This is a genomic window from Caballeronia sp. LZ065, assembly GCF_031450975.1.
Taxonomy (GTDB): domain Bacteria; phylum Pseudomonadota; class Gammaproteobacteria; order Burkholderiales; family Burkholderiaceae; genus Caballeronia.
Window position 1 is genome coordinate 510635 of the sequence record NZ_JARUXV010000002.1, and the last position, 19463, is coordinate 530097.

Here is a 19463-nt window from a genome sequence, read left to right on the forward strand (position 1 = left end):
TCACGACAACATGATCCGAACTCGTACTCAACGCGCCGTGGCGGGCCTGATGGCGGTTGCCATGGTGCTGCTGTCCGCTTGCGGCGGCCACGACGATACGCCCGTGGCGCAAGACACCACCGTGCTCGTCTATATGATCGGCTCCAATCTGGAGTCGGGCGCCGATACCCCGAACGAAGGCGGCGCGGGCTCGCTCAATGTGAGCGAGATGCTGCTCGCGCAGGCGCCCGCCAACGCGAATATCGTCATCGAGACGGGCGGCGCCGCGCAGAGCTATCGCGTGGGCCCGGTGCCCGACTGGCGTAACGTACGTCGCTATAGCGTGGCAAACCAGAAGCTGACCGAACTCGCCAATCTCGGTCCCGTCGACATGGGTCAGCCCGAAACGCTCACCGACTTCATCACCTGGGCGAAACAGAAATACCCGGCGAAGAAGTATCGTCTGGTGCTGTGGGATCACGGCGGCGGCTGGACCGGTTATGGCGACGACGAGAACAGCGACCACGGGTTCACGCTGGCGCAGCTCACGCAGTCGATCCAGGCAGCGGTCGCGGCGACCAACATTCACTTCGACGTGATCGGTTTCGATGCGTGTCTGATGGCGACCGTCGAAGTGGCGAGCGCGCTGGCGCCTTATGCGGACTATCTGCTGGCCTCGGAAGAAAACGAGCCGGGCCCCGGCTGGAACTGGCAGGCACTGGTGCAGAACGCGACGGCGGATGCGAAGACTTTCGGGCAAGTCGTCGCCGATGCGTTCATCCTCAAGCAGGCGCAGGCACAAGAGCCGGCGGACGCATCCGCGACGCTTTCGCTTGTTGACCTCTCGAAGACCGGCGCGGTGCGCTCCGCGCTGGACACCCTCGCACAGCAGTTGTCTTCCGCGGTCACGGATGCGCAGAGCTGGCTCGTGGTGGCGCAGTCGCGTCTGGCCTCCACGTCGTTCGGAGGCGCGGACGAAACGGACATCGTCAATCTCGCTGCCCATCTGAGCGCAGGCGGAGTAGCCGCGCAGGCTGCGAACGCGCTCTCGGAGGCGACGGCCGCCGCGGTCGTCTACAAGAACAACGGCCGCAACTTCAAGGACGCAGGCGGGCTGAGCGTGTACTTCCCGGCCAGCGCGCTGGACACCCGGACCCCGGCGAGCTATGCCGCAATTTCGTTCGACGCAGGCTATCAAACCATGGTCGCGTCGTTCTCGAAGAACGGTCTCGGATTTCCGGGTTCGGTCAGCATCGACACGACGGGCACCACGAACGCGCAATTCATGCTGAAGGTCACGAGCCCGTTCGGCCTCCGTTCGCTGGACCGCGCGCTCCTCACGGTGCCACAGGCAGACGGCATGGCCATGATGGCGGGCACGGTACCCATCGGCATGGTGCCGACGGGTAGAGCGTCCAGCGTCATGGCGGTCACGCGCACCGGCACGTGGATGACCTTGAACGGCTATCCCGTGGTGTTCATCGACAAGCTCGGCAACGGTGACGACGACAAGACCGATCACCGTCGCTTCTACAACGTGCCCATCGAGGTGGATGGCGTGGCGGTCGCGCTGCGCGTGACCTTCGACGACGACGGCAATATCGTCCCGCTCGGCATCACCGACGGCAATGTGGACACGAGCCGCCTGCAGCCGCTCCCCGATGCGGGCAGCGAGATCCGCACGCTCGGCATCGAGTACGACACGGTGCATGGCAAGCTGGGCGGCCTGACGCCGAGTTCGCCGGTGTTCCAGGGCGGTAACTTCGTGTTTTCGACGACCACCGTGGCCGGAACGTATAACGAAGGCGTGTTCATCACGAGCATTCGCGGCGACTACACGCTCTCCGCGCTGTTTCCGCGTTCCTGATACAACGCTGACCTGACGACGAATCGCCCGCTGCACGTGTGTGCAGCGGGCGATTCGTTTTGCAACGTGGCGGGTTTAAGCGATCTGCCGTATGACGTGCGAGAAGTCGTCGCCTATCGAGGCATCGTCCGGGCGCGTGATGAGGCTGCGGCGCTTGAGTTCTTCGAAGGAGCAGGCATGGCCCAGCAGTCCGAGGCGATAGCTGTAGTCGTCCGCGTGTCCGCTCAGCAATACCTTCCAGCTGTAGCGCATGTGCGGCGCGATGGTGCGCGCGTGACGAAGGATGTTGGTGGTGCAGTTGTTGAAGAGGGTGTGGTAATGCTCGGGGCGCTCGTTGAGCTGATTCACGCGCAACAGATAGTCCCTGAACAAGGCGCGCGCGGTGTCCGGCGACACGTCGGCGCGATAAAGGTTGACGCGCTCGCGCCGCACGTCGGTACGGACGCCGATCAGATCGCGCTCGTCCGCCACCACGTAGATCAGATCGTAGTTGCGGAAGAAACCTTTCCAGGTCGAGTAGTGCTGGCCGATCCGCCGCCGGGTCTCGATCGAGATGGACAGATAGCGTCCATCGTCGAAGCCGAAGCTCACGAACACATGAGCGATCGAATCGTGCGCCCAGCGCGAAACGACCAGGTCCACGCTATGCAGGCGGGCGAGGTCGTAGTCGGCATCGAAGTAGGAGGGCGTGTAGTCGTCTCGCGCGCGATACGTGAAATGGCGGACATTGCGGATGCGCACGATATCGTCACGCCAGATGGCGGAGGCGGTACGCGCGTATTCTTCCACCCAGGCCGCTTCGTGTTTCACGCATGGCTCCACGACAGGTTCGCCACGAACAGCAGTTGCGCCAGCAGATTCAGCGCGACGAAACTCGCATGATAGATCTGATTGCGCGTGCGTATCGCAAACAGGCAGCCCACCGCGAACGCGGCCGTCTTGACCCAGTACATGTCGCCGAGACTGGCGACATGCAATTCGCCCTTGATGAACGAATCGCCGATGTCGATCACGCTTTCAGCGAAGGCGAGGCCGAAGAACCAGGCGCGCCTCGACATGAAATAGTCGCGGTAATCGGCGTAGTCGCGCAGGCTGTCGGGGAACAGCATGGCGCACATCAGATAAATGATGAACGCGTAGAAGATCAGGTAGATATAAATGCCGAAGGTCCACACGGGAATTTCGCGCAGGTTGAATTCCCACCACCAGAACTGCAGGATGTTGAGAATCAGCGAGGCGACCCATGCCATGTGGATCGGATAGATGTTCTTCTGCGAAGGATGCTGAATGGAGGAACTGAGACCCTTGAGCATGTGCGTCAGGCCGAGACTGACGATCATGCCCATCACGATCCGCACATGGGTGAACTTTTCCATGACGCGTGCCGGAGGCTAGCTGCGGCGCGCGCGGCGCGCCTGCCTCAGGCTCAGGGCCGCGAGTGCAAACCAGCCGAGCGCCGGCGGATGGGTAACAACGCGCAAGGCGCGTGCGTAGTCGAGCACGAGGCCCGGCGTCCATGCCATCGTATGCGCGCGGTGCCGGAGCTGCGCGGCGATCCATAATTCGGGCGTCGCCACGAGGCGCATCGCGTCCATCCATCCGCCTTCGCGATACGCCGTGCCTTCGAGCGCCGCCTCGATGGCTTCGGCCACCGTGCTCGAACAGTTGCGGTTCGTGTGGTTGTAGATCTCGGTCGCCTTGTAGGTCCGGGCGAAGGCATCGAGGCGCGCGGCGTCGAAGCGGCGGAAGGTAATACGCGCCGTCGATTCACACCAGCTTGCGGCTTCTTCGGGATAGTTCGGCAGAAAACGTCCGGCCACGTTGTTCGATGCATCCGCACGCAGCAGGCGGGCAAACTCTTCGGGCGAACGGTCGATTTCCGCTGCGGGATAGAGACTCAGATACAGCGCTCCCGCTTCGAGGGCGGCGTGGCCCGTCGAGATCACGCCATGCACATCGACCGCCGCGATATAGCGATCAACCACCGGACGGCTCAGCGCCTTGTTCTTCGCGGATCCAACGGGCGTCCAGACGTGCACGATCATCGGTGCGTCGTGGGCGGCTTCGGGAACGGATGCCAGCGCTGCCTCGGCCTTCGCGGCCTTGCGCAGACGCAGATACAACCAGATCATCCGGCAGCCGCTCACGGCCAACCACATGCCGATGCAATAGGGCACCGTGCCGCGATAATGCGTCGGATACGGTTGGAAGAAAATGATCGCCAGCGCGATGCTCGCGACGCCGAGCGCCATCGTGGAGCGCCAGTGGCGATACCGCACGACCCATGCCGCCGCGATCAGCAAGGCGCCTTCGAGCGCGAAGCCCGCACCGAAGATCATTGCGAGCAAGAAGTCGGAGTAGCTGTGGCGCACGATCACCAGTACGCCGATGAGCACGCCAATCAGACCTTTGATATAGCGAAAGCGCGTCTGAAGCGACAAGCCGCTCTTCGCCAGCACGATGGCAGCGAGACCTTCGGCGGCCAGCAGCACACCGAAGCCTTGCAGCGGAAACCACAAAGCGCCGTCGAGCGCATCGGCGGTGACGAACGCGCCGATACCGAGCCAGATCGCTCCCAGTACGAGCAGCTTGGGCAGATGCCGGCTGATATAGCGCGCGCCGAGCAGATGGAGCAGGAGTTGGATCATTTTGCAGCGCCTTCCGTGATCATGGAGGATTCGGCTTCGTGCGCGTCGGCCATGTCGCGACGCAGACAGAGTTGCAGCGCTTCGACGGCGCGGGCATGGCGCAACCGGGCGGCGCGCTGGCGTTTCGGATCACGTTCCGCCGCTTCGCTCTGCTGTTCCACGCGGGCGCGGCGCTCGTCTTCGAGCAGCGAGGCGACGACCGCATCGCCACGGCGGCTTTCATCGAGCAGCCGCACGAAGGCATGAACGTTTTCGATCGAGATCGAACGCGCCTTCTCGCCGATGGCGAGCGCGCGGTTCCAGATGGACACGACGATGGCCGCGACCCAGACGAGCACATTGGCGGGCACGATCCACGCCGGCAGCGGCAGCGCCTGTTCCGCACCGTGTAGCCAGTTCGGCGCGCCGGCCGTGCCGGGTGCGCCGTTCGCGGACGACACCGCGCTTTCCAGCGCATGATGCCGGGCCACTTCGATATCGACGCCTTTCGATGCGAGCAGCAAAGCCACGACGAACAGGATGATGCCGGCCACGAAGATGTTCTGCCGATGCTCGCCTTCGTAGATCGAGCCAATCGCCTCGCGCAATGAATCGAGCATCAGAACGGATGCGACGATGGGCAACTCCGCGCTGCCGAGAAAGTTCACGATGCCGTGATTGCCGCCCACCTGCGCATGCAGCATGGTCAGCACGGCGGTGACGAATACAGTAAGCACGACGCCGCCAATGGCATCGGCCAACACGGCCTTTTTCATGATGTGTAGAGCTTCCGGGTTTGAGCGATGAGGCCGGCGTCGTCGTGTCGAACGTTGCGGCCGTTACGAATCAGCTAACGGAAGATCGCGGCAGAACTTGAGGCCGCCGTTCCCGCTTCAGGCGGCTTGCCGTGAGCCCGCTCTGGCGTCCAGGTTGCGGCGATTCCAGCGCGCCAGCGCCTTCGATGCGATGGGACAGGCAACGCCGCTGGCCACCGCACTCGTTTCCATCTCGCGGAGGAAGGCGGCCGTTTCCAGCGCCACCAGTTCGCGCTCGTTGTCGGACGTGACGATATGGTAGGAGTCGTCAAGCCATACCGCGCGCGTCGTCGCCGCGCTGATCCGCTCCAGTACGCGCAGTGCGTTGTGCGGGCTGGTGGTGTCGTCATCGATGGCCTGCACGACGAGCGTTGCGGTGCTGACCGCTTCGATGCCCGCAGCCGCCGATGACATCAGACGCCCGCCTTCATGAATGGCCGTCAACGAAAGCGACGGCGGACCGATCTCGCTCAGCGCATCGCGCTCGACGGCGCGCGCGACCTTGGCGCGCAGCGCCTCGTTGCGCAGGCCGAACGGCGCCGACTCGCGATAGCGGTAATGTCGCCGGAGCGGCGTGTAATACATCAGGTTGATCAGATCGAGATACCACGGAATCGCCCAGCCGTCGAAGGCGAGCGAGACCGAGAGCAAGGCCAGCGAACGCGCGCGAGGGCGATCTTGCGCGATTCGCAGGGCGAGGGTCGCGCCCATCGACAGCCCGCCGATCGACACGTGGCGATAGCGCGCGGCGAGCAGGTCGAACTCGCGCAGTGCTGCTTCGATCCACTCCTCCATGTTGCCCTCGGATGAGTCGACGCTATAGCCGTTCAGCATCGGAATGCGGACGGTGAACCCCTTGTCGTTGAGGAAGCGCGCCAGGTAGCGCAATTCGAGCGGGGAACTCGACATGCCGTGGAACAACAGGACCGCGTGTTCGTCGCCCGGCAGATGGATGGAACAGCGACGCCAGTCGTCGCTGGACGCGCCCGCCGACAGTTGAGCCGAGGACGCGTACTCCGGATCCGGGAGGGTTGCCTCGCGCTCCGATCGCAGTGTTTCCCCGGCGGCGCGATGCGCCAGGGAACGCGCATTGTCTTGACGAAGGAGGATCTCATAGCGCGATCGCGCGACCGATCCGACGAGGCGCACGCCATATCGGGCGCGCTGCAATGCTTCGATCAACAGAATCAGCGCAAGGGCGACGATCCCTGCACCCAGCGTGACGAACAGTTCGCTGGAATGGCTGCGCGGCACGACCAGCATTCCGCCGATGCCAAGGGCCAGCGTGAACGTCCAGAGCGCAGGCGCCAGCCCGACCGCGCATTCGATGACCACGGCAGCGGCAAACAGCGGCGTGGCCGAGATCACGGAACCGGGCGATAGCAGATAAATAGCCGCGCTCGCGGCCGCTGCGACGAGCAGGGCCGTCAAAGCGGCAAGCCGGCGTTTCTGGCTGTACGGCACCCAGCTGCGCAGATTCTGGATCTTCATGGTGATGGATCGACGCGGAGCGCTCGCACGCCCGGCGTATCGTTTCAGTACTTGAGCAATTGATAGTGGATCGGGTTGTCGTCGCATTGACCCGCGCCGCACTCGAGCACCGTGGAAAGAAGGTTCGCCGCGACCAACAGCATGAAGAGCACATACATCGCGCGCGATGCGTTGCTGTTCCCGGATGCCTCGTGGATAGCGGCCCGTTTGCCGACCCTGTCTTTAGCCACGAACATCAGCGCGACATAACACACGAAACCGAGCGTCGCGATCAGCGACCACGTGTAGAAATGCAGGCCGAGAAGCGTCGAGCCGAAGCCCGCGTCACCGGGCGGCAAATGAAGCGAGACTTGACGGATCGAGATGATTCCGGTGACGAGACTGCCCACGAGAATCATCGCGTAGTGCGCGCCGCGCTCGCCGACACGCAAGTTGAACAAAAAGCCCATGCCGATCGCGATGAAGCCAGCCCGTTGCAGGAGACACAGCGGGCAGGGCAGTTCGCCGTGCGCCAATTGATAGTAGAAGGCGATCGTCAGAATCAGCGCTATGCCGAACAGGCCGAGCATATTCAGCTTCCATACGATCGACCCGTGGGGCGTGTTGCAGGTATCCATCGTCGCGTCAGAAAGAGAAGTTGAGCGGGTCGGTCGCGTGATGGAAGAACCACGCAATCGTCACCACGAGCGTGACGGTCCAGATTGCGTAACTCCACACCGCGCGCGAACGAAGACGGGTTGCGCCCAGCAACACGCAGTTCGCGAGCGCCAGCAGAAAGGGCAAAAACATGATCATGAGCGTGCGTTCCTCAATCGATCGACTTGCGCGCGGCGGCGTCAGTTGACGATGGTCACCGGGATTTCGAGCGGTCCGCCTCGCGTCGAGGGCGCGGCGGCGGCGGGCATGGTGTTGAAGCGGATGTAGTCCGTCGAGCCGACCGTGGCGTTGTCGCTGGCCTTCACCGTGACGCGCTTGTAGCCTGCATATCTCGAACCCTTGCCTGCGGAAGTGACCAGCCACGACGGTGCATCGACGAGTTGCCAGCCCAGGCGGTAAGGCGTGGAGGCATCGCCGGCGTAGACATCGACAGTGGTCGACTGGCCCGGTTTCAGCAGCAGCGGAGTGGGATTGTCCGCATCGATCGACTGATAGGTGCCGTTGTTCGCCAGCAGTCGCACATCGAAAACCGGCGGCGAGGCTGTGATCGTGTAGGGCTTGTCGTTGCGATAACCGTAGAGCGATGCCAAATTGAACAGCACGGCCATCGGGAGTGCGCCGGCTCGCTGGTAGAAGCCGAAGTTGCCGGACATTTCCTTCACCGTGACGCGCACGTCGTCGGGTTTTGCTTGAGGGCTGCCGTCGTTGGGAATGCGGAACAGGCCCCAGGCCGTCATCTGGACGCCGTTCACGGTGGTTGGGTCGGCATCGAAAAGATCGCCGCCGTAGCTGAATCCGACCGAGGTCGCGTGCGAAAGGGAGAACTTGAGCTGTCCGTCCGCCGACGAGTTGATGATGTTGACGGCGCTATAGGAATAGCTCGTCGCCACTTCGCTCGATACGCTGGCTTCCGGACCCTTGTCGCCGACCTTCAGTCCCGCGCCCACTTTCTCCGAGCGCGACTTGTTGCGAATCAAGGTCGACGGCCACGAACCTTCGATGATGCCGGCCACGGAGCTATCGTTGCGAAGCACCGTGAGATCGAAGGCGAGCGTATGGTCGTTGTTGAAGAAGCCGCAGTAGCTGGAATCGCAGGCGCCCTTCACACGCGGATTGGCCGCCCATACCGCGCGCACGAGATAGTAGTCGTCGTTCAGATAGGAGTTGAGCCGGAAGACCGACAGGTTGAGCGTCACGTTGCCCGTGGACTGGTCCGCGAAGTACGTGTTGGTGCGCGTGTTCAACTGGAGTGTCTGACGGCTCGAACCGATCAGGGTCCAGGCGTTGGCGTCCGGCAAGGCGAAGCCTGGCACCTGCGAGTCCTTCGCGACTGCGCGCAACTGGGACTTCGCGGTGGCGACGGCGGTGACAGCCGCTCCGTCGGTCTGAGCCGCGCGCAACGTGGCAAGGCAGTCGGCGACTTGTGCGTCGATCTGGTCGGTGCTTCCTGCATACGTGCATTCGGTCGGCGCATTGCTGTCATCGGTCGACCGGGCGAGTACGAAGCGTTGCGTGACCGCGTCGCCGCTCGACGTTCTTGGTGCGGACGATGCCGGCACCGAGTTGATCACCAGGCTGTCGGAGGCGGGATCGACGGCTTGCACGCCGTCGAGCGCGGCGAAGGTCGGCGCCTGATCCGCCGGACTCCAGGGATCGATTTCGGCATCGGCAACGATGGCGTAGCCGGCGTTGTAGTGCGCGATGACGGCGCACATGTCGGCGCTGCGGGAGTCGACCTGGAAGATCGGATAGCCCGTTACATCGGCCACCGCGGCGGTCGACTGGCAACTGGCCGGCGCGTTGATCATGGCCGAATTGACCGAAGCCGGCGTATGGTCCGTGCCGCCGCAGCCGGATAGCGCCGCGCTGGCGACGACGAGGCCGATGCTGGCGGTAGACAGAACTTTGCGTTGCAACAGATTGATAAAGCGTGCGTCCGATTCCATTTTGGGTTCTTCTTCCACGAATAGCGCTGAATGGACTCATTAACGGCAAGCTTTCAGAAATCTGATGCGATTACTTAAAAGTTTTTCATTTGAAAGGGTGGAGGCCGGGACTTGCTGGGTTTCGGGGCTGTCGGTTGATACGGTGGAATGCGCGATTGAGCGTGCCAGCGATTGGTTTGTCCGGTGACGCGCCCATGTAGCGCCAATCTCCTGCAATTCGTTCCGAGCCTTGTGGTCGCCTATCAGATAGCCCGCCCGCACCGGGGAGTCCTGTACCAGCACTCCAGCAAAGCGAGCGATTGCGTCTGCGCGGCGTACACGGGCGCAAGTCCTTTCGGGTTCCCCTGCTGATCAATTTCCTGATCATTGGTGTCGGCCTTGGAAGCGCCGCGTCGCTCATGCGCGAGGAATCGGTGAGCGTGGGGGGCGACCGGGGAGTCTTACCCGGTTTGGAGACGCCCATGCCTTACACCCTTACTCTCTCAAGCTTGAGAACGTTCAATCTCTCGCTCTCTGCTCAACGATAGTTGTTTCCTTTCGCCGTCGATCAGGAACAATGCTATCTAAGCTATGGGGGCATCCGGTTCGTGGACCTATCCTAAGACAAGTTCTTCCATTCCATGATGCTGCGTTAGAAGCGTGTCACCGCTTATGGAGACGCCATGCCATCCGCTTGTGTAAAACCACATCGTGCAGCCTGGTTTCTCGGCGCACTGATCCTTTGTATTTGCTCAGTCGGAACAGGTCGGGCCTCTGCACAGGATCCTTTGCCAACCGCGCGCTCTCCAGTCGGTATGACGCAAGTCGAGTTCACCGATCCTGACGATGCCAGCAGAACGCTCGACTTCATGCTGATTTATCCGGCCTCTCCACAATCCGACGCTCCCGTTTTCAAGGTGATGCTGTCGACCAATCTGCATCTCTACAAGGACGCGCCGCCGCTGGCGGATGGCCTGAAGCATCCGCTCGTCATGTTTTCGCACGGGGCGGGTGGCAATGGTTCGGGCTATGCATGGTTCGGTGAATACCTCGCTTCACACGGCTATATCGTGGCCTTGCTGTACCACTACCGCGCCAATACATTCGATTCAAGCGCCCTCTACGTGCGTAACCGACTGTGGCAGCGACCGCGCGACATCAGTATCGATATCACCCATCTTTTGAACGACCCGGCGTGGGGACCCCGTATCGATGCGAGGCAAATCGGCGTGGCGGGACATTCGCAAGGCGGGTTCACCGCGCTGTGGATCGGCGGTGCCACAGTGAATCCCGAACGGTTCGCGACCTTTCAGCGTGCATGGCAGAACAACGAGAATCTGCCGCTCTATCTGCGTGAACACATGCACGCAGATCCAACGCCCGCGTTGCACGTGCGTGACGGCCGTGTGAAAGCTGCGTTCGCAATGGCGCCAGGGGATATCCAGGGTTTCGGCATGGACGCAGCCGGGCTTCACAACATGGCGATTCCGGCCTATATCATCGTCGGCGCTGGCGACACCACGACACCCCCCGAAGACAACGCTGAGTTTGCGGCGAAGCATATCTCTCGAGCCACGCTGGACATCATGCCGGGGCCAGTTGGCCACGAAATCTTCGGCAATGAATGCGATCAGCTGGGACGGGAGAACTATCCGGAGGCCTGCGCCGATGCGGCTGGCATAGACCGGGTCAAACTGCATGACTACATCGGCGACGCTGCGGTGCGATTCTTCGACATGAGTCTCGGGGTCCAGCGGAAGGCCCGGCAATAGCGGGGTGCGAAGGTCCGCCCGTCATCAGCGGCCATCGCAATGCACAGATCGTCAACTGCCGCGATAGGTCCCAAACGTCCACGGTGAGCAGAGCAGCGGCACGTGATAATGCTCGGCCGCTTCGGCCACGGTGAAGCGCACGGGCACGACATCCGCGAACACGTCCGGCGTCTTGAAGTAGTCCGCCACGTGAAAGCGCAGTTCGAAGTCGCCCGCGCGCGCCTTGTCCGATGGCAGGATCGGCGTGTCGGTGCGGCCGTCGCGATTCGTCTGCATGCGGGCGATGAGCGTCGGCGGTTGCATCGCCATGTCATAGAGTTCGATCTGCATGCCGGCCGCGGGTTTGCCGAGCGCGACGTCGAGTACGTGAGTCGTGATGCCTGCTGCCATGATGCAGTTCTCCTTGCGTCTCGCGCCGCGTTAGCTGCCGCGATAGTAGTTGTAGCTCCAGGGCCCGAACAGCACGGGCAAGTGAATGCGCTGGCTTGCGTCGGTCACGCGAAAGCGCACCGGAATCTTCGACAGGAACAAGGGCTGCGACAACCTGGCCTTGCGCGCCGCGAAGTAGTCGTCCGCGTGCAACAGCAATTCATAGGTACCCGTGCGGTATTCATCGCCGATCAGAAGCGGCGGTTCGCTTCGGCCGCTCGGCGCGAGCACGATGGTCTTGAGCAACTGCGGCTTGCCGTTTTCCACGCGGAACAACTCGACGCTCATGCCCGCAGCGGGCGTACCGTGCCACGTATCCAGCGCGTGCATGGTGAGCCGCGGGCTCAGGCCGTCCTGCTGAACAGGACCGCCCGTCTGATTGGGCGCTGTCTGCGCCTGCGCCCCGAGCGGGCTTGCCGCCATCAACACACTGCCGCCGAGTGCGACCGCGAAGCGCCGCCGTCCTGCGTCGAAAGTCGAATCGTCTTGCATGATCGGTCAAGCCTCCTGTTTGTTCTTGTCGCGCAGGGTGCGGATAAAGAGGATCACCAGCACGGCCGCCATGATTTCGATGAACGCCACGAGATACAGTCCCGCCGATACCTTGCCGGTCGCGTTCTTGATGAGGCCCATCGCATAGGGTGCGCCGAAGCCCGCGAGATTCGACACCGAGTTGATCAGCGCCACGCCGACGGCCGCCGCGCTCCCCGCGAGATAGCGGTTCGGCAATTGCCAGAACACGGGAATCGCGCTCATGGTGCCGATCAGCGAGGCGGTCATGGCGAGCAGCGCGACCATCGGCGGGAGGGCGTTCATGCCCATCAGCACCGCGAGCAGCACCATCGCGATGCCGCCCACGAGCGCCGCCCCGCTGAAGTGCCAGCGCACTTCGTTGCTGCGATCCGAGTGCGCGCCGTTGACGATCATGCCGACTGCGCCGCACAGATACGCAACCGCCGCGATCCAGCCCACCGCCATCGGCGTACTGACGCCGAGGTCCTTGATGATGGTCGGAATCCAGAAGGTCAGCGTGGAATTGGCGCACAGCAGGCAGAAGAAGATCGCGATCAGCAGCCACACCTTGCTGTTCGTGAAGAGCTCGCGCACCGAATGACCGCGTTCGCCCATTGCCGCGTTGTCGCGCTCGAGCGCGTCCTGCACGACGCGCTTTTCCGAGTCGCTGAGCCAGCGTGCCTGCTCGGGTTTGTCGGTCATGTAGAAGAACGCGAAGATCCCGGCGAGCACCGAAGGAATGCCTTCGATGACGAACAGCCATTGCCAGCCGTGCATGCCATTCATGCCGTTCATCGACGTCATGATCCAGCCGGCGAGTGGGCCGCCGAGCACGCCGGCGATGGCGGAAGCCGACATGAAGGTGCCGAACGCACGTGCGCGCCGCTGCGACGGATACCAGTACGTGAGGTAGAGGATCACGCCGGGATAGAAACCCGCTTCGAATGCGCCGAGCAGGAAGCGCAGGATGTAGAACTGCGTGGGCGTCGAGACGGTTGTCTGCAGCATGCAGATCACGCCCCAGCAGATCGTGATGCGCATGATGGTCTTCTTTGCGCCGATCTTCTGCAGGAGCATGTTCGACGGCACTTCGAACAGGAAGTAGCCAAGAAAGAAGATGCCTGCGCCCAGACCGTACACCGCTTCGCTGAAATGTAGCGAGTCCAGCATCTGCAGTTTGGCAAAGCCGATATTCACGCGATCCAGCCACGCGAGCACCCACAATACGCCGAGAAACGGCAGCAGGCGCCACGATACCTTGCGATAGACGCTGGCTTCCGCGCTTTCCGCAACGGCCTCGAAGACCGGCATCTCTTGCTTGAAGATCGACATGGTTTCTCCTTTCCAGTCGGTTTGCGCTGCACGGTTCTGGCGCGTTGCCCGGGACGTTTTCCCGAAGCGTCGGCTGATCGTGCGGCGTGATGGAAGCAGTATGGAAATCGCCAAAAGAAACGCCTACGCGGGCAGACCGATTTAGCCTATAGCAATCAAAATATGGGCCGCAGAGCCTTGTCCGGCGGGGCTCCGCGCAAGATGACGGCGTGCGGCTTCCTGCTCATGGATTACCCTGACGCGCCGCTTGACCGCTCGCGCGCAGGCAAAATACACGATCACTCATGCTTTTCCTCGCTGCAGGGAGCACCATGAACCGCGCCGACGACCCGTTCGACACTTATCTGCTGCGCGTGCTGTGCGCGCTGATCGCCGAACGCAGCGTGTCGCGCACCGCCATCCGCATGAACCAGTCGCAGCCCGCCATCAGCGCGGCGCTGAAGCGCTTGCGCGCGATCTTCAACGACCCGCTGCTCACGCGCGAAAAGAACGTCATGGTGCCCACCGAACGCGCGCTGCAACTCGCGCAGAGCGCGCAAGCGGCGTTGAGCGCGCTCGACAACCTGCTCGTATCCGACGACCATTTCGATCCGGCGACCACCGAACAAAGCTTCACCGTCGGCATGCCGGACTATCTTGCGCCGCCGTTTTTCGCCCAGGTGGTGCGCGAATTCCGGCGTGTTGCACCACGCGCGCGCATTGCCGCCATGCCGCTGTCGGCGTCGTTCAACTATGAGGAAGCGTTGTCGGAAGGCTCGGCGGACATCGTCATCGGCAACTGGCCCAACCCGCCGGAGCATCTGCACTTGTCGGTCCTGCTGGAAGACGACGTGGTGTGTGTCGTCGCGCAGGACAGCGTCTACGCTCAAGCAGGCAAGTTCGGTGCCGAGGACTATCTGAGCGCGTCGCACATCGTGCCGGCACCGTACTCGCGCGACCAGCGCGGCGTAGTGGAAACGGGACTGAGCACGATGCGCGTGCATCGCGACAACCGCGTGACCTGCCCGTACTTCAATCTCGCGCCGAGTCTGATCCCCGGCACCGACCTGATCCTGACGACCGGGCGTCACTTCGCCAATTACCACGCGCAGCATTTGCCGCTCGCCGTGCTCAAGCCGCCAATCGAGTTTCCGTTCATGCGCTTCTATCAGCTATGGCATCCGTCGCGGCATCGGTCGGCCTCGCATGTGTGGCTGCGCGGCCTGCTCACGACGGCGGCGCAGACCTTGCGCGATCTGCGCGACATGCATCGCGGCTAGCGTATTTGCGTTTGTTATGCGGTTCATAGGATGGCGCTCGTCGCCGCCGCGGCGCGCGCTTCCTATACTCGACGCGACAGTCAAGCACAGGAGACGCAAGCCCATGTCATCGTCGATCAACCTGCGAGCCGTCGACACGCTCGATCGCGACGCGTTCGTCCAGGCCTTCGGAAGCGTATTCGAACATTTTCCGCAGGCCGCCATCGGGGCGTATGAGAAGCGCCCGTTTGCATCGGTCTCGGCCTTGCATGAAGCGATGATGAACGTGGTCCGTCATCTCGACGTGGATGCGCAGCGCGCGTTTCTGAACCGGCACCCGTTGTTGTCGGCCGCGAATGTTCGAGCCGGCACCATGACAGCGGATTCGGATGCCGAGCAGAAAAGCGCCGGCCTCGGCGAGCTGACGAGCGAGGAGGACGCGTTGCTCGACCGGCTCAATGCCGTCTATCTGGCGCGGCACGGTTTTCCGTTCATCGTGTGCGTGCGGCATTACACGCGCGAAGGCATTTTCAGTGCGTTCGAGCGGCGTATTGCGCGTAGCACCCGTGACGAGCTGGATGAAGCGTTGGCTCAGATTGCAGCGATCACGCATGCGCGCTTGAACGCGCGGCTGAGTTGAAGAATCGAAGCGCGGGACTTGTCCTTCTGTCTCGACTCAGCCAGCAAGATCAACTGGCGGCTACTGTCTGAAGGCGACCGAAGCAATCAGGCCGATAGTCGTCGAGAAGAGCGGCGAAACAACCGATGCCGGCGTTGAGTCATACCGGCATTCTCCACTGCACGTTCAGCAAGTGCTCCCGCATGCGTGATCCTGCGGTCGCGCCGTCGCGCTCCATCATCGCGCTGACGATGGCTTGATGCTGCAAAGCGAAGTGCCGGCGCGTCTCCTGATCTGCGGTCTTTTCACGCAGGCTCGGCGTCATGCGCATGCCGTTCACCACATCCATCAGCGCGATGATCGAGGGGTTGCGCGTGGCCTGCGCGATCAGCAAATGGAATCGATGATCCCATTGCTGCCACTCGTCGTCATCGTTCGCCATCGCATTGCGGCGCGCGCATTTCTCCAACTCCGCGAGATCGTCAGGGCTCGCCTTGCGCGCCGCCAACTCGACGAAAGCGGGCTCGAGCACAAGCCGCATTTCGGCGATATCCGCCGGACTCGCGCCCGCGCGCAGGCTGCGTAGCGACGCCGTGAACCTGAGCGGGCGCGCGCCGAGATACGTGCCTCGCCCGACCCCGCGCCACACCCGCCCGGCCGCTTCCAACGATGCCAACGCTGCACGCAGGTCGCGCCGGCTGACCGCGAGCGCCTCAGCGAGCTTGCGCTCCGGCGGCAATACGTCGCCCTCCTTCAGGCCACTTTGCGCAATGTAGTCGAGCAGCAGGTCGAGTGCGGGCTTTTGCATGATGGGTTATCGTGAACCAATATATATTGGTTCAATCGTACCATGCAGTTCCGCAAACGAGCCAATTGCACGATTTTATTGAGTGCAGTACGCTAAAAAAAGTTAATGAACCGATCGAAAATATGAACCAATAATTATTGGTTCAGCATAACGGAATCTTTCCATGGCCTTCACGACACGACCTGAACTCATCGGCACCTTCGGCATGGCGGCATCGACCCACTGGCTCGCGAGCGCCTCCGCGATGGCGGTGCTTGAAAAGGGCGGGAATGCCTTCGACGCCGCCGCCGCCGCGGGTTTCGTGCTCCAGATCGTCGAGCCTCACCTGAACGGACCGGGCGGCGAGTTGCCGGCCATCTTCTACAGCGCGAAGGAGGACCGCGTGCGCGTGCTATGCGGTCAGGGCGTGACGCCCGCCGCCATGACCATCGCGCGCATGAGGGAACTCGGGCTCACCGTGATGCCCGGCACCGGTCTGTTGCCGGCGGTCGTGCCAGGTGCGTTCGGCGGCTGGATGACGATGCTGCGTGACTACGGCCAGTTGCCGCTCGAAGACGTACTGAGCTATGCGATCGGCTACGCGGAGAACGGCTATCCGGTACTGCCGCGCATGGCGTCGTCGATCCTGGCGATTCAGGACTTCTTCAAGAGCGAATGGCATACGTCCGCCGAGCAGTGGCTGCGCGACGGTGAAGCGCCCAGGCCGAATCATTTGTTCGCGAACCCGGCCATCGCCAGCACGTACAAGCGCATCCTTCGTGAAGCCGGCACCCGGCGTGATCGTGCCGAACAGTGTGAGCGGGCGCGGGTGGCGTTCTATCGTGGCTTCGTCGCGGATACGATCGACCAGTATTTCCGCTCGACCGATGTGCTCGATACCTCGGGCCAGCGCAATCGCGGCCTGCTCGATGCCGCCGATCTCGCGCGCTGGGAAGCGACCTACGAAGACGCGGTCTCATACGACTATGCCGGCTTTACGGTGCACAAGACCGGTCCGTGGGGGCAGGGCCCGATGTTCCTGCAACAGCTCGCGCTGCTGAAAGGCTTCAATCTCGCGGACATGGACCCGCTCGGCCCGGACTTCGTGCATACGGTGATCGAATGCGCGAAGCTCGCCTTCGCCGATCGCGACGTGTTCTATGGCGACCCGAACTTCGCGGACGTCCCCATCGACACGCTGCTGAGCGACGCCTATAACGACGCGCGGCGCCGTCAGATCGATCCGCAGCGCGCCTCGTTCGAGTTCCGTCCCGGCACTCTCCTCGATAGCGAGGTGCGCGCCGCCAAGATTCTCGCGAGCGCGGGCCGTCAGCAGCCGGGCGGCTTCGGTCAGGGCGAGCCGACCTTCGCACCGTTGCCCGAATTGCGCGGCGACACGGTGCATCTGGATGTCGTGGACCGCTGGGGCAACATGGTGTCGGCCACGCCGTCGGGCGGCTGGCTCCAGGCATCGCCGGCGGTGCCTGGGCTGGGTTTCAACGTCACTACGCGCGGCCAGATGTTCTGGATGGAGGAGGGCTTGCCCTCATCGCTCGGGCCGGGACGCCGCCCGCGCACGACGCTCTCGCCCACGCTCGTCACGCGCGACGGCAAGCCTTACGCCGCGCTCGGCACGCCGGGCGGCGATCAGCAGGACCAATGGTCGCTGCAACTGTTCCTGCGTCACGCGCATTTCGCGATGAACCTTCAGGCCGCCGTCGATGCGCCGTCGTTCCAGACCGCGCATTTTCCCGGCTCGTTTTATCCGCGCGAGATCCAGCTGGGGAAGATGTCTGCCGAAGCCAGTTTCCCGCAAGCGACGCTCGACGCGCTGCGGGCGCGCGGCCACGATCTCACGGTGGCCGAGCCGTGGTCGCTCGGGCGCGTGTGCGCGGTGGGCATCCGCAACGGGCTCATGCGCGGCGCGGCCACGCCGCGTCAGATGCAGGCTTACGCCATCGGGCGCTGACTTTCAACGGGAAACCCACATCATGTCCGCTGTCGCCGCCCGCCTCGAACGGCTGCCTTTATCCGGCTTTCACCGCAAGCTCCTGATCATCGGCGGCATGGGTTATCTGTTCGACGGACTCGATTCGTCGTCGCTCGCGTTTCTGCTTCCCGTCGTCAGCAAGCTGTGGAATCTGACCAGCGCGCAGACCGGGCTGGTCGCGAGCAGCACCTACATTGGCTACTTCTTCGGCGCGTTTTTGTCGGGCGTGCTAGCGGATGTGATTGGCCGCCGCCGGATCATGATGAGCGCGCTCGCCATCTATTGCGTGGCCTCGCTCGCGAGCGCCACCGCCCAGGACTGGCATACGTTCTTCGCGCTGCGCATTGTCGCGGGCTTTGGTTCGGGCGCCGAGACGGTGGTGATCGCACCGTTCCTTGCGGAGTTCGTGCCGCGCCGCTATCGCGGCATGTTCTGCGGCGCGCTGGTCGGTTTCATGTCGTTCGGTTATCTCACCTCGTCGATTCTCGGCTATACCGTCGTGCGCAATTTTCCGGACGGCTGGCGTTATCTCGCTGTCATCACCTCGCTGCCCGTGGTGATGCTGCTGTGGTGGCGGCGCACGCTGCCCGAATCGCCGCGCTGGATGGAAAGCCAGGGCCGCACAGCCGAGGCCGGCAGCGTTGTCGATGGCATCGAAGCCTGGTATGCGCAGCGTGGGATTCCGCTCGCGCCGCTCGCGTCGGTCGGCGCGATTCCCACCGCCGCGACGAGCAGCGGCAACGCCTGGCGCAACGTGAAGTCGCTCTGGTCGAAGCGTCTTGCGGGCACCACCGCCGTGAGCTGGCTCATGTGGTTCGCGGTGGCCTTCGCGTATTACTCGTTCTTCTCGTGGATTCCCAGCCTGCTCGTCAAGGAAGGACTCACGATGACGAAGAGCTTCGGCTTCTCCATCGCCATCTACGGCGCCCAGATACCGGGCTACTTCTCGGCGGCGTGGCTCAACGAAAAGATCGGCCGCAAGGGCGTGGTCGCGTCCTACATGACGCTGGGCGGCATCGCGGCCATCATGCTTTCGCTGTCGCATACCGGGCCGCAGATCATCGCGGCGGGCATCGCGCTGTCGTTCTTCATGAACGGCGCGTTCGCGGGCGTGTACGCCTATACGCCGGAGATCTTCCCGACTTCGGTCCGGACCACCGGCACGGGGTCGTCGTCGTCGTTCGGGCGTATCGGGTCGGTCAGCGCGCCGATTCTGGTCGGCATCGTGTATCCCGCGTTCGGCTTCTTCGGCGTATTCGCAATGACCACGGCGGTGCTGCTCGCGGGCGCATGTGTCGTGTTCTTTCTGGGCATCGAAACGCGCAACCGGTCGCTCGAAGACATCGAGATCAACGGCGACGTGGACAGCGAGGCGCGAGAACGTCTCGCGCGCGGCTAGTCAGCTCCTTTAAAAGACCTCAT

At 63.0% G+C, this 19463-nt stretch carries 18 protein-coding genes; 6 read left to right on the forward strand and 12 right to left on the reverse strand.

The annotated features are described in order from the left end of the window. Positions 1 to 10: 10 nt before the first annotated feature. Positions 11 to 1846, forward strand: a complete 1836-nt coding sequence (locus tag QCE63_RS16490; protein WP_309834455.1) for a clostripain-related cysteine peptidase — start codon at positions 11 to 13, stop codon at positions 1844 to 1846. Between the two features lie 75 nt (positions 1847 to 1921). Here QCE63_RS16490 and QCE63_RS16495 read toward each other — a convergent pair whose 3' ends face one another. The 8 genes from QCE63_RS16495 to QCE63_RS16530 form a co-directional block, all read right to left on the reverse strand. After that, positions 1922 to 2656, reverse strand: coding sequence for a DUF4105 domain-containing protein (locus tag QCE63_RS16495; protein ID WP_309834457.1), 735 nt, complete (start codon positions 2654 to 2656; stop codon positions 1922 to 1924). Then, on the reverse strand, positions 2653 to 3222 hold the full coding sequence (locus QCE63_RS16500) for a hypothetical protein (protein WP_309834459.1): 570 nt from the start codon (positions 3220 to 3222) through the stop codon (positions 2653 to 2655). Before QCE63_RS16500 ends, QCE63_RS16495 begins: the two co-directional genes overlap by 4 nt. A 15-nt stretch (positions 3223 to 3237) precedes the next feature. After that, the gene (locus tag QCE63_RS16505; RefSeq protein WP_309834460.1) at positions 3238 to 4494 is read right to left on the reverse strand and encodes an MFS transporter; all 1257 of its coding nucleotides are present in this window, start codon (positions 4492 to 4494) and stop codon (positions 3238 to 3240) included. Beyond that, positions 4491 to 5249, reverse strand: coding sequence for a hypothetical protein (locus tag QCE63_RS16510; protein ID WP_309834461.1), 759 nt, complete (start codon positions 5247 to 5249; stop codon positions 4491 to 4493). The genes QCE63_RS16505 and QCE63_RS16510 overlap by 4 nt, the downstream gene beginning before the upstream one ends. A 117-nt stretch (positions 5250 to 5366) precedes the next feature. Further along, complete coding sequence (locus QCE63_RS36850; protein WP_404990135.1) at positions 5367 to 6779, reverse strand: alpha/beta hydrolase; 1413 nt, start codon at positions 6777 to 6779, stop codon at positions 5367 to 5369. 44 nt (positions 6780 to 6823) lie between these two features. Continuing rightward, on the reverse strand, positions 6824 to 7396 hold the full coding sequence (locus tag QCE63_RS16520) for a disulfide bond formation protein B (protein WP_309834462.1): 573 nt from the start codon (positions 7394 to 7396) through the stop codon (positions 6824 to 6826). A 7-nt stretch (positions 7397 to 7403) separates the two neighbouring features. Next, positions 7404 to 7574, reverse strand: coding sequence for a DUF5993 family protein (locus QCE63_RS16525; RefSeq protein ID WP_309834463.1), 171 nt, complete (start codon positions 7572 to 7574; stop codon positions 7404 to 7406). Positions 7575 to 7615: 41 nt separating this feature from the next. Further along, complete coding sequence (locus tag QCE63_RS16530) at positions 7616 to 9382, reverse strand: hypothetical protein (RefSeq protein ID WP_309834464.1); 1767 nt, start codon at positions 9380 to 9382, stop codon at positions 7616 to 7618. A 794-nt stretch (positions 9383 to 10176) separates the two neighbouring features. Between QCE63_RS16530 and QCE63_RS16535 the strand changes: the two genes are divergently transcribed. Then, positions 10177 to 11133, forward strand: coding sequence for a lipoprotein signal peptide (locus QCE63_RS16535; RefSeq protein ID WP_309834465.1), 957 nt, complete (start codon positions 10177 to 10179; stop codon positions 11131 to 11133). 51 nt (positions 11134 to 11184) lie between these two features. On the opposite strand, the gene uraH is transcribed toward QCE63_RS16535, so the two are convergent. Genes uraH through QCE63_RS16550 form a run of 3 tightly spaced genes read right to left on the reverse strand, consistent with a single transcriptional unit; the run spans position 11185 to position 13407 of the window. Continuing rightward, positions 11185 to 11523, reverse strand: a complete 339-nt coding sequence (gene uraH / locus QCE63_RS16540; RefSeq protein WP_309834466.1) for a hydroxyisourate hydrolase — start codon at positions 11521 to 11523, stop codon at positions 11185 to 11187. 30 nt (positions 11524 to 11553) lie between these two features. Beyond that, positions 11554 to 12054, reverse strand: coding sequence for a hydroxyisourate hydrolase (locus QCE63_RS16545; RefSeq protein WP_309834468.1), 501 nt, complete (start codon positions 12052 to 12054; stop codon positions 11554 to 11556). Positions 12055 to 12060: 6 nt separating this feature from the next. Further along, positions 12061 to 13407, reverse strand: a complete 1347-nt coding sequence (locus QCE63_RS16550; protein ID WP_309834469.1) for an MFS transporter — start codon at positions 13405 to 13407, stop codon at positions 12061 to 12063. Between the two features lie 311 nt (positions 13408 to 13718). On the opposite strand from QCE63_RS16550, the gene QCE63_RS16555 reads away from it, so the two are divergent. Together QCE63_RS16555 and uraD are read left to right on the forward strand one after the other, a co-directional pair. Further along, a complete protein-coding gene (locus QCE63_RS16555) occupies positions 13719 to 14666 on the forward strand; it encodes a LysR family transcriptional regulator (RefSeq protein WP_309834470.1) in 948 nt (315 codons plus the stop codon). A gap of 103 nt (positions 14667 to 14769) precedes the next feature. Beyond that, positions 14770 to 15285, forward strand: coding sequence for a 2-oxo-4-hydroxy-4-carboxy-5-ureidoimidazoline decarboxylase (gene uraD / locus QCE63_RS16560; protein ID WP_309834472.1), 516 nt, complete (start codon positions 14770 to 14772; stop codon positions 15283 to 15285). A gap of 139 nt (positions 15286 to 15424) precedes the next feature. Here the strand turns inward: uraD and QCE63_RS16565 are convergent, their stop codons facing one another. Further along, on the reverse strand, positions 15425 to 16072 hold the full coding sequence (locus tag QCE63_RS16565; RefSeq protein WP_309834473.1) for an FCD domain-containing protein: 648 nt from the start codon (positions 16070 to 16072) through the stop codon (positions 15425 to 15427). Positions 16073 to 16235: 163 nt separating this feature from the next. Here QCE63_RS16565 and QCE63_RS16570 point away from each other — a divergent pair, with 163 nt between their 5' ends. Further along, positions 16236 to 18020: a gamma-glutamyltransferase family protein gene (locus QCE63_RS16570; RefSeq protein WP_309834474.1), complete on the forward strand. Its 1785-nt coding sequence runs from the start codon at positions 16236 to 16238 to the stop codon at positions 18018 to 18020. A gap of 22 nt (positions 18021 to 18042) precedes the next feature. Next, positions 18043 to 19440: an MFS transporter gene (locus QCE63_RS16575; RefSeq protein WP_309834475.1), complete on the forward strand. Its 1398-nt coding sequence runs from the start codon at positions 18043 to 18045 to the stop codon at positions 19438 to 19440. Positions 19441 to 19463 lie beyond the last annotated feature (23 nt).

Coding starts and splice junctions, on each gene's coding strand:
- QCE63_RS36850 (WP_404990135.1), bottom strand. CDS start 6,779: ATGAAGATCCAGAATCTGCGCAGCTGGGTGCCGTACAGCCAGAAACGC.
- QCE63_RS16535 (WP_309834465.1), top strand. CDS start 10,177: ATGACGCAAGTCGAGTTCACCGATCCTGACGATGCCAGCAGAACGCTC.
- uraD (WP_309834472.1), top strand. CDS start 14,770: ATGTCATCGTCGATCAACCTGCGAGCCGTCGACACGCTCGATCGCGAC.
- QCE63_RS16550 (WP_309834469.1), bottom strand. CDS start 13,407: ATGTCGATCTTCAAGCAAGAGATGCCGGTCTTCGAGGCCGTTGCGGAA.
- uraH (WP_309834466.1), bottom strand. CDS start 11,523: ATGGCAGCAGGCATCACGACTCACGTACTCGACGTCGCGCTCGGCAAA.
- QCE63_RS16500 (WP_309834459.1), bottom strand. CDS start 3,222: ATGGAAAAGTTCACCCATGTGCGGATCGTGATGGGCATGATCGTCAGT.
- QCE63_RS16490 (WP_309834455.1), top strand. CDS start 11: ATGATCCGAACTCGTACTCAACGCGCCGTGGCGGGCCTGATGGCGGTT.
- QCE63_RS16545 (WP_309834468.1), bottom strand. CDS start 12,054: ATGCAAGACGATTCGACTTTCGACGCAGGACGGCGGCGCTTCGCGGTC.
- QCE63_RS16555 (WP_309834470.1), top strand. CDS start 13,719: ATGAACCGCGCCGACGACCCGTTCGACACTTATCTGCTGCGCGTGCTG.
- QCE63_RS16510 (WP_309834461.1), bottom strand. CDS start 5,249: ATGAAAAAGGCCGTGTTGGCCGATGCCATTGGCGGCGTCGTGCTTACT.
- QCE63_RS16575 (WP_309834475.1), top strand. CDS start 18,043: ATGTCCGCTGTCGCCGCCCGCCTCGAACGGCTGCCTTTATCCGGCTTT.
- QCE63_RS16570 (WP_309834474.1), top strand. CDS start 16,236: ATGGCCTTCACGACACGACCTGAACTCATCGGCACCTTCGGCATGGCG.
- QCE63_RS16530 (WP_309834464.1), bottom strand. CDS start 9,382: ATGGAATCGGACGCACGCTTTATCAATCTGTTGCAACGCAAAGTTCTG.
- QCE63_RS16505 (WP_309834460.1), bottom strand. CDS start 4,494: ATGATCCAACTCCTGCTCCATCTGCTCGGCGCGCGCTATATCAGCCGG.
- QCE63_RS16565 (WP_309834473.1), bottom strand. CDS start 16,072: ATGCAAAAGCCCGCACTCGACCTGCTGCTCGACTACATTGCGCAAAGT.
- QCE63_RS16520 (WP_309834462.1), bottom strand. CDS start 7,396: ATGGATACCTGCAACACGCCCCACGGGTCGATCGTATGGAAGCTGAAT.
- QCE63_RS16525 (WP_309834463.1), bottom strand. CDS start 7,574: ATGATCATGTTTTTGCCCTTTCTGCTGGCGCTCGCGAACTGCGTGTTG.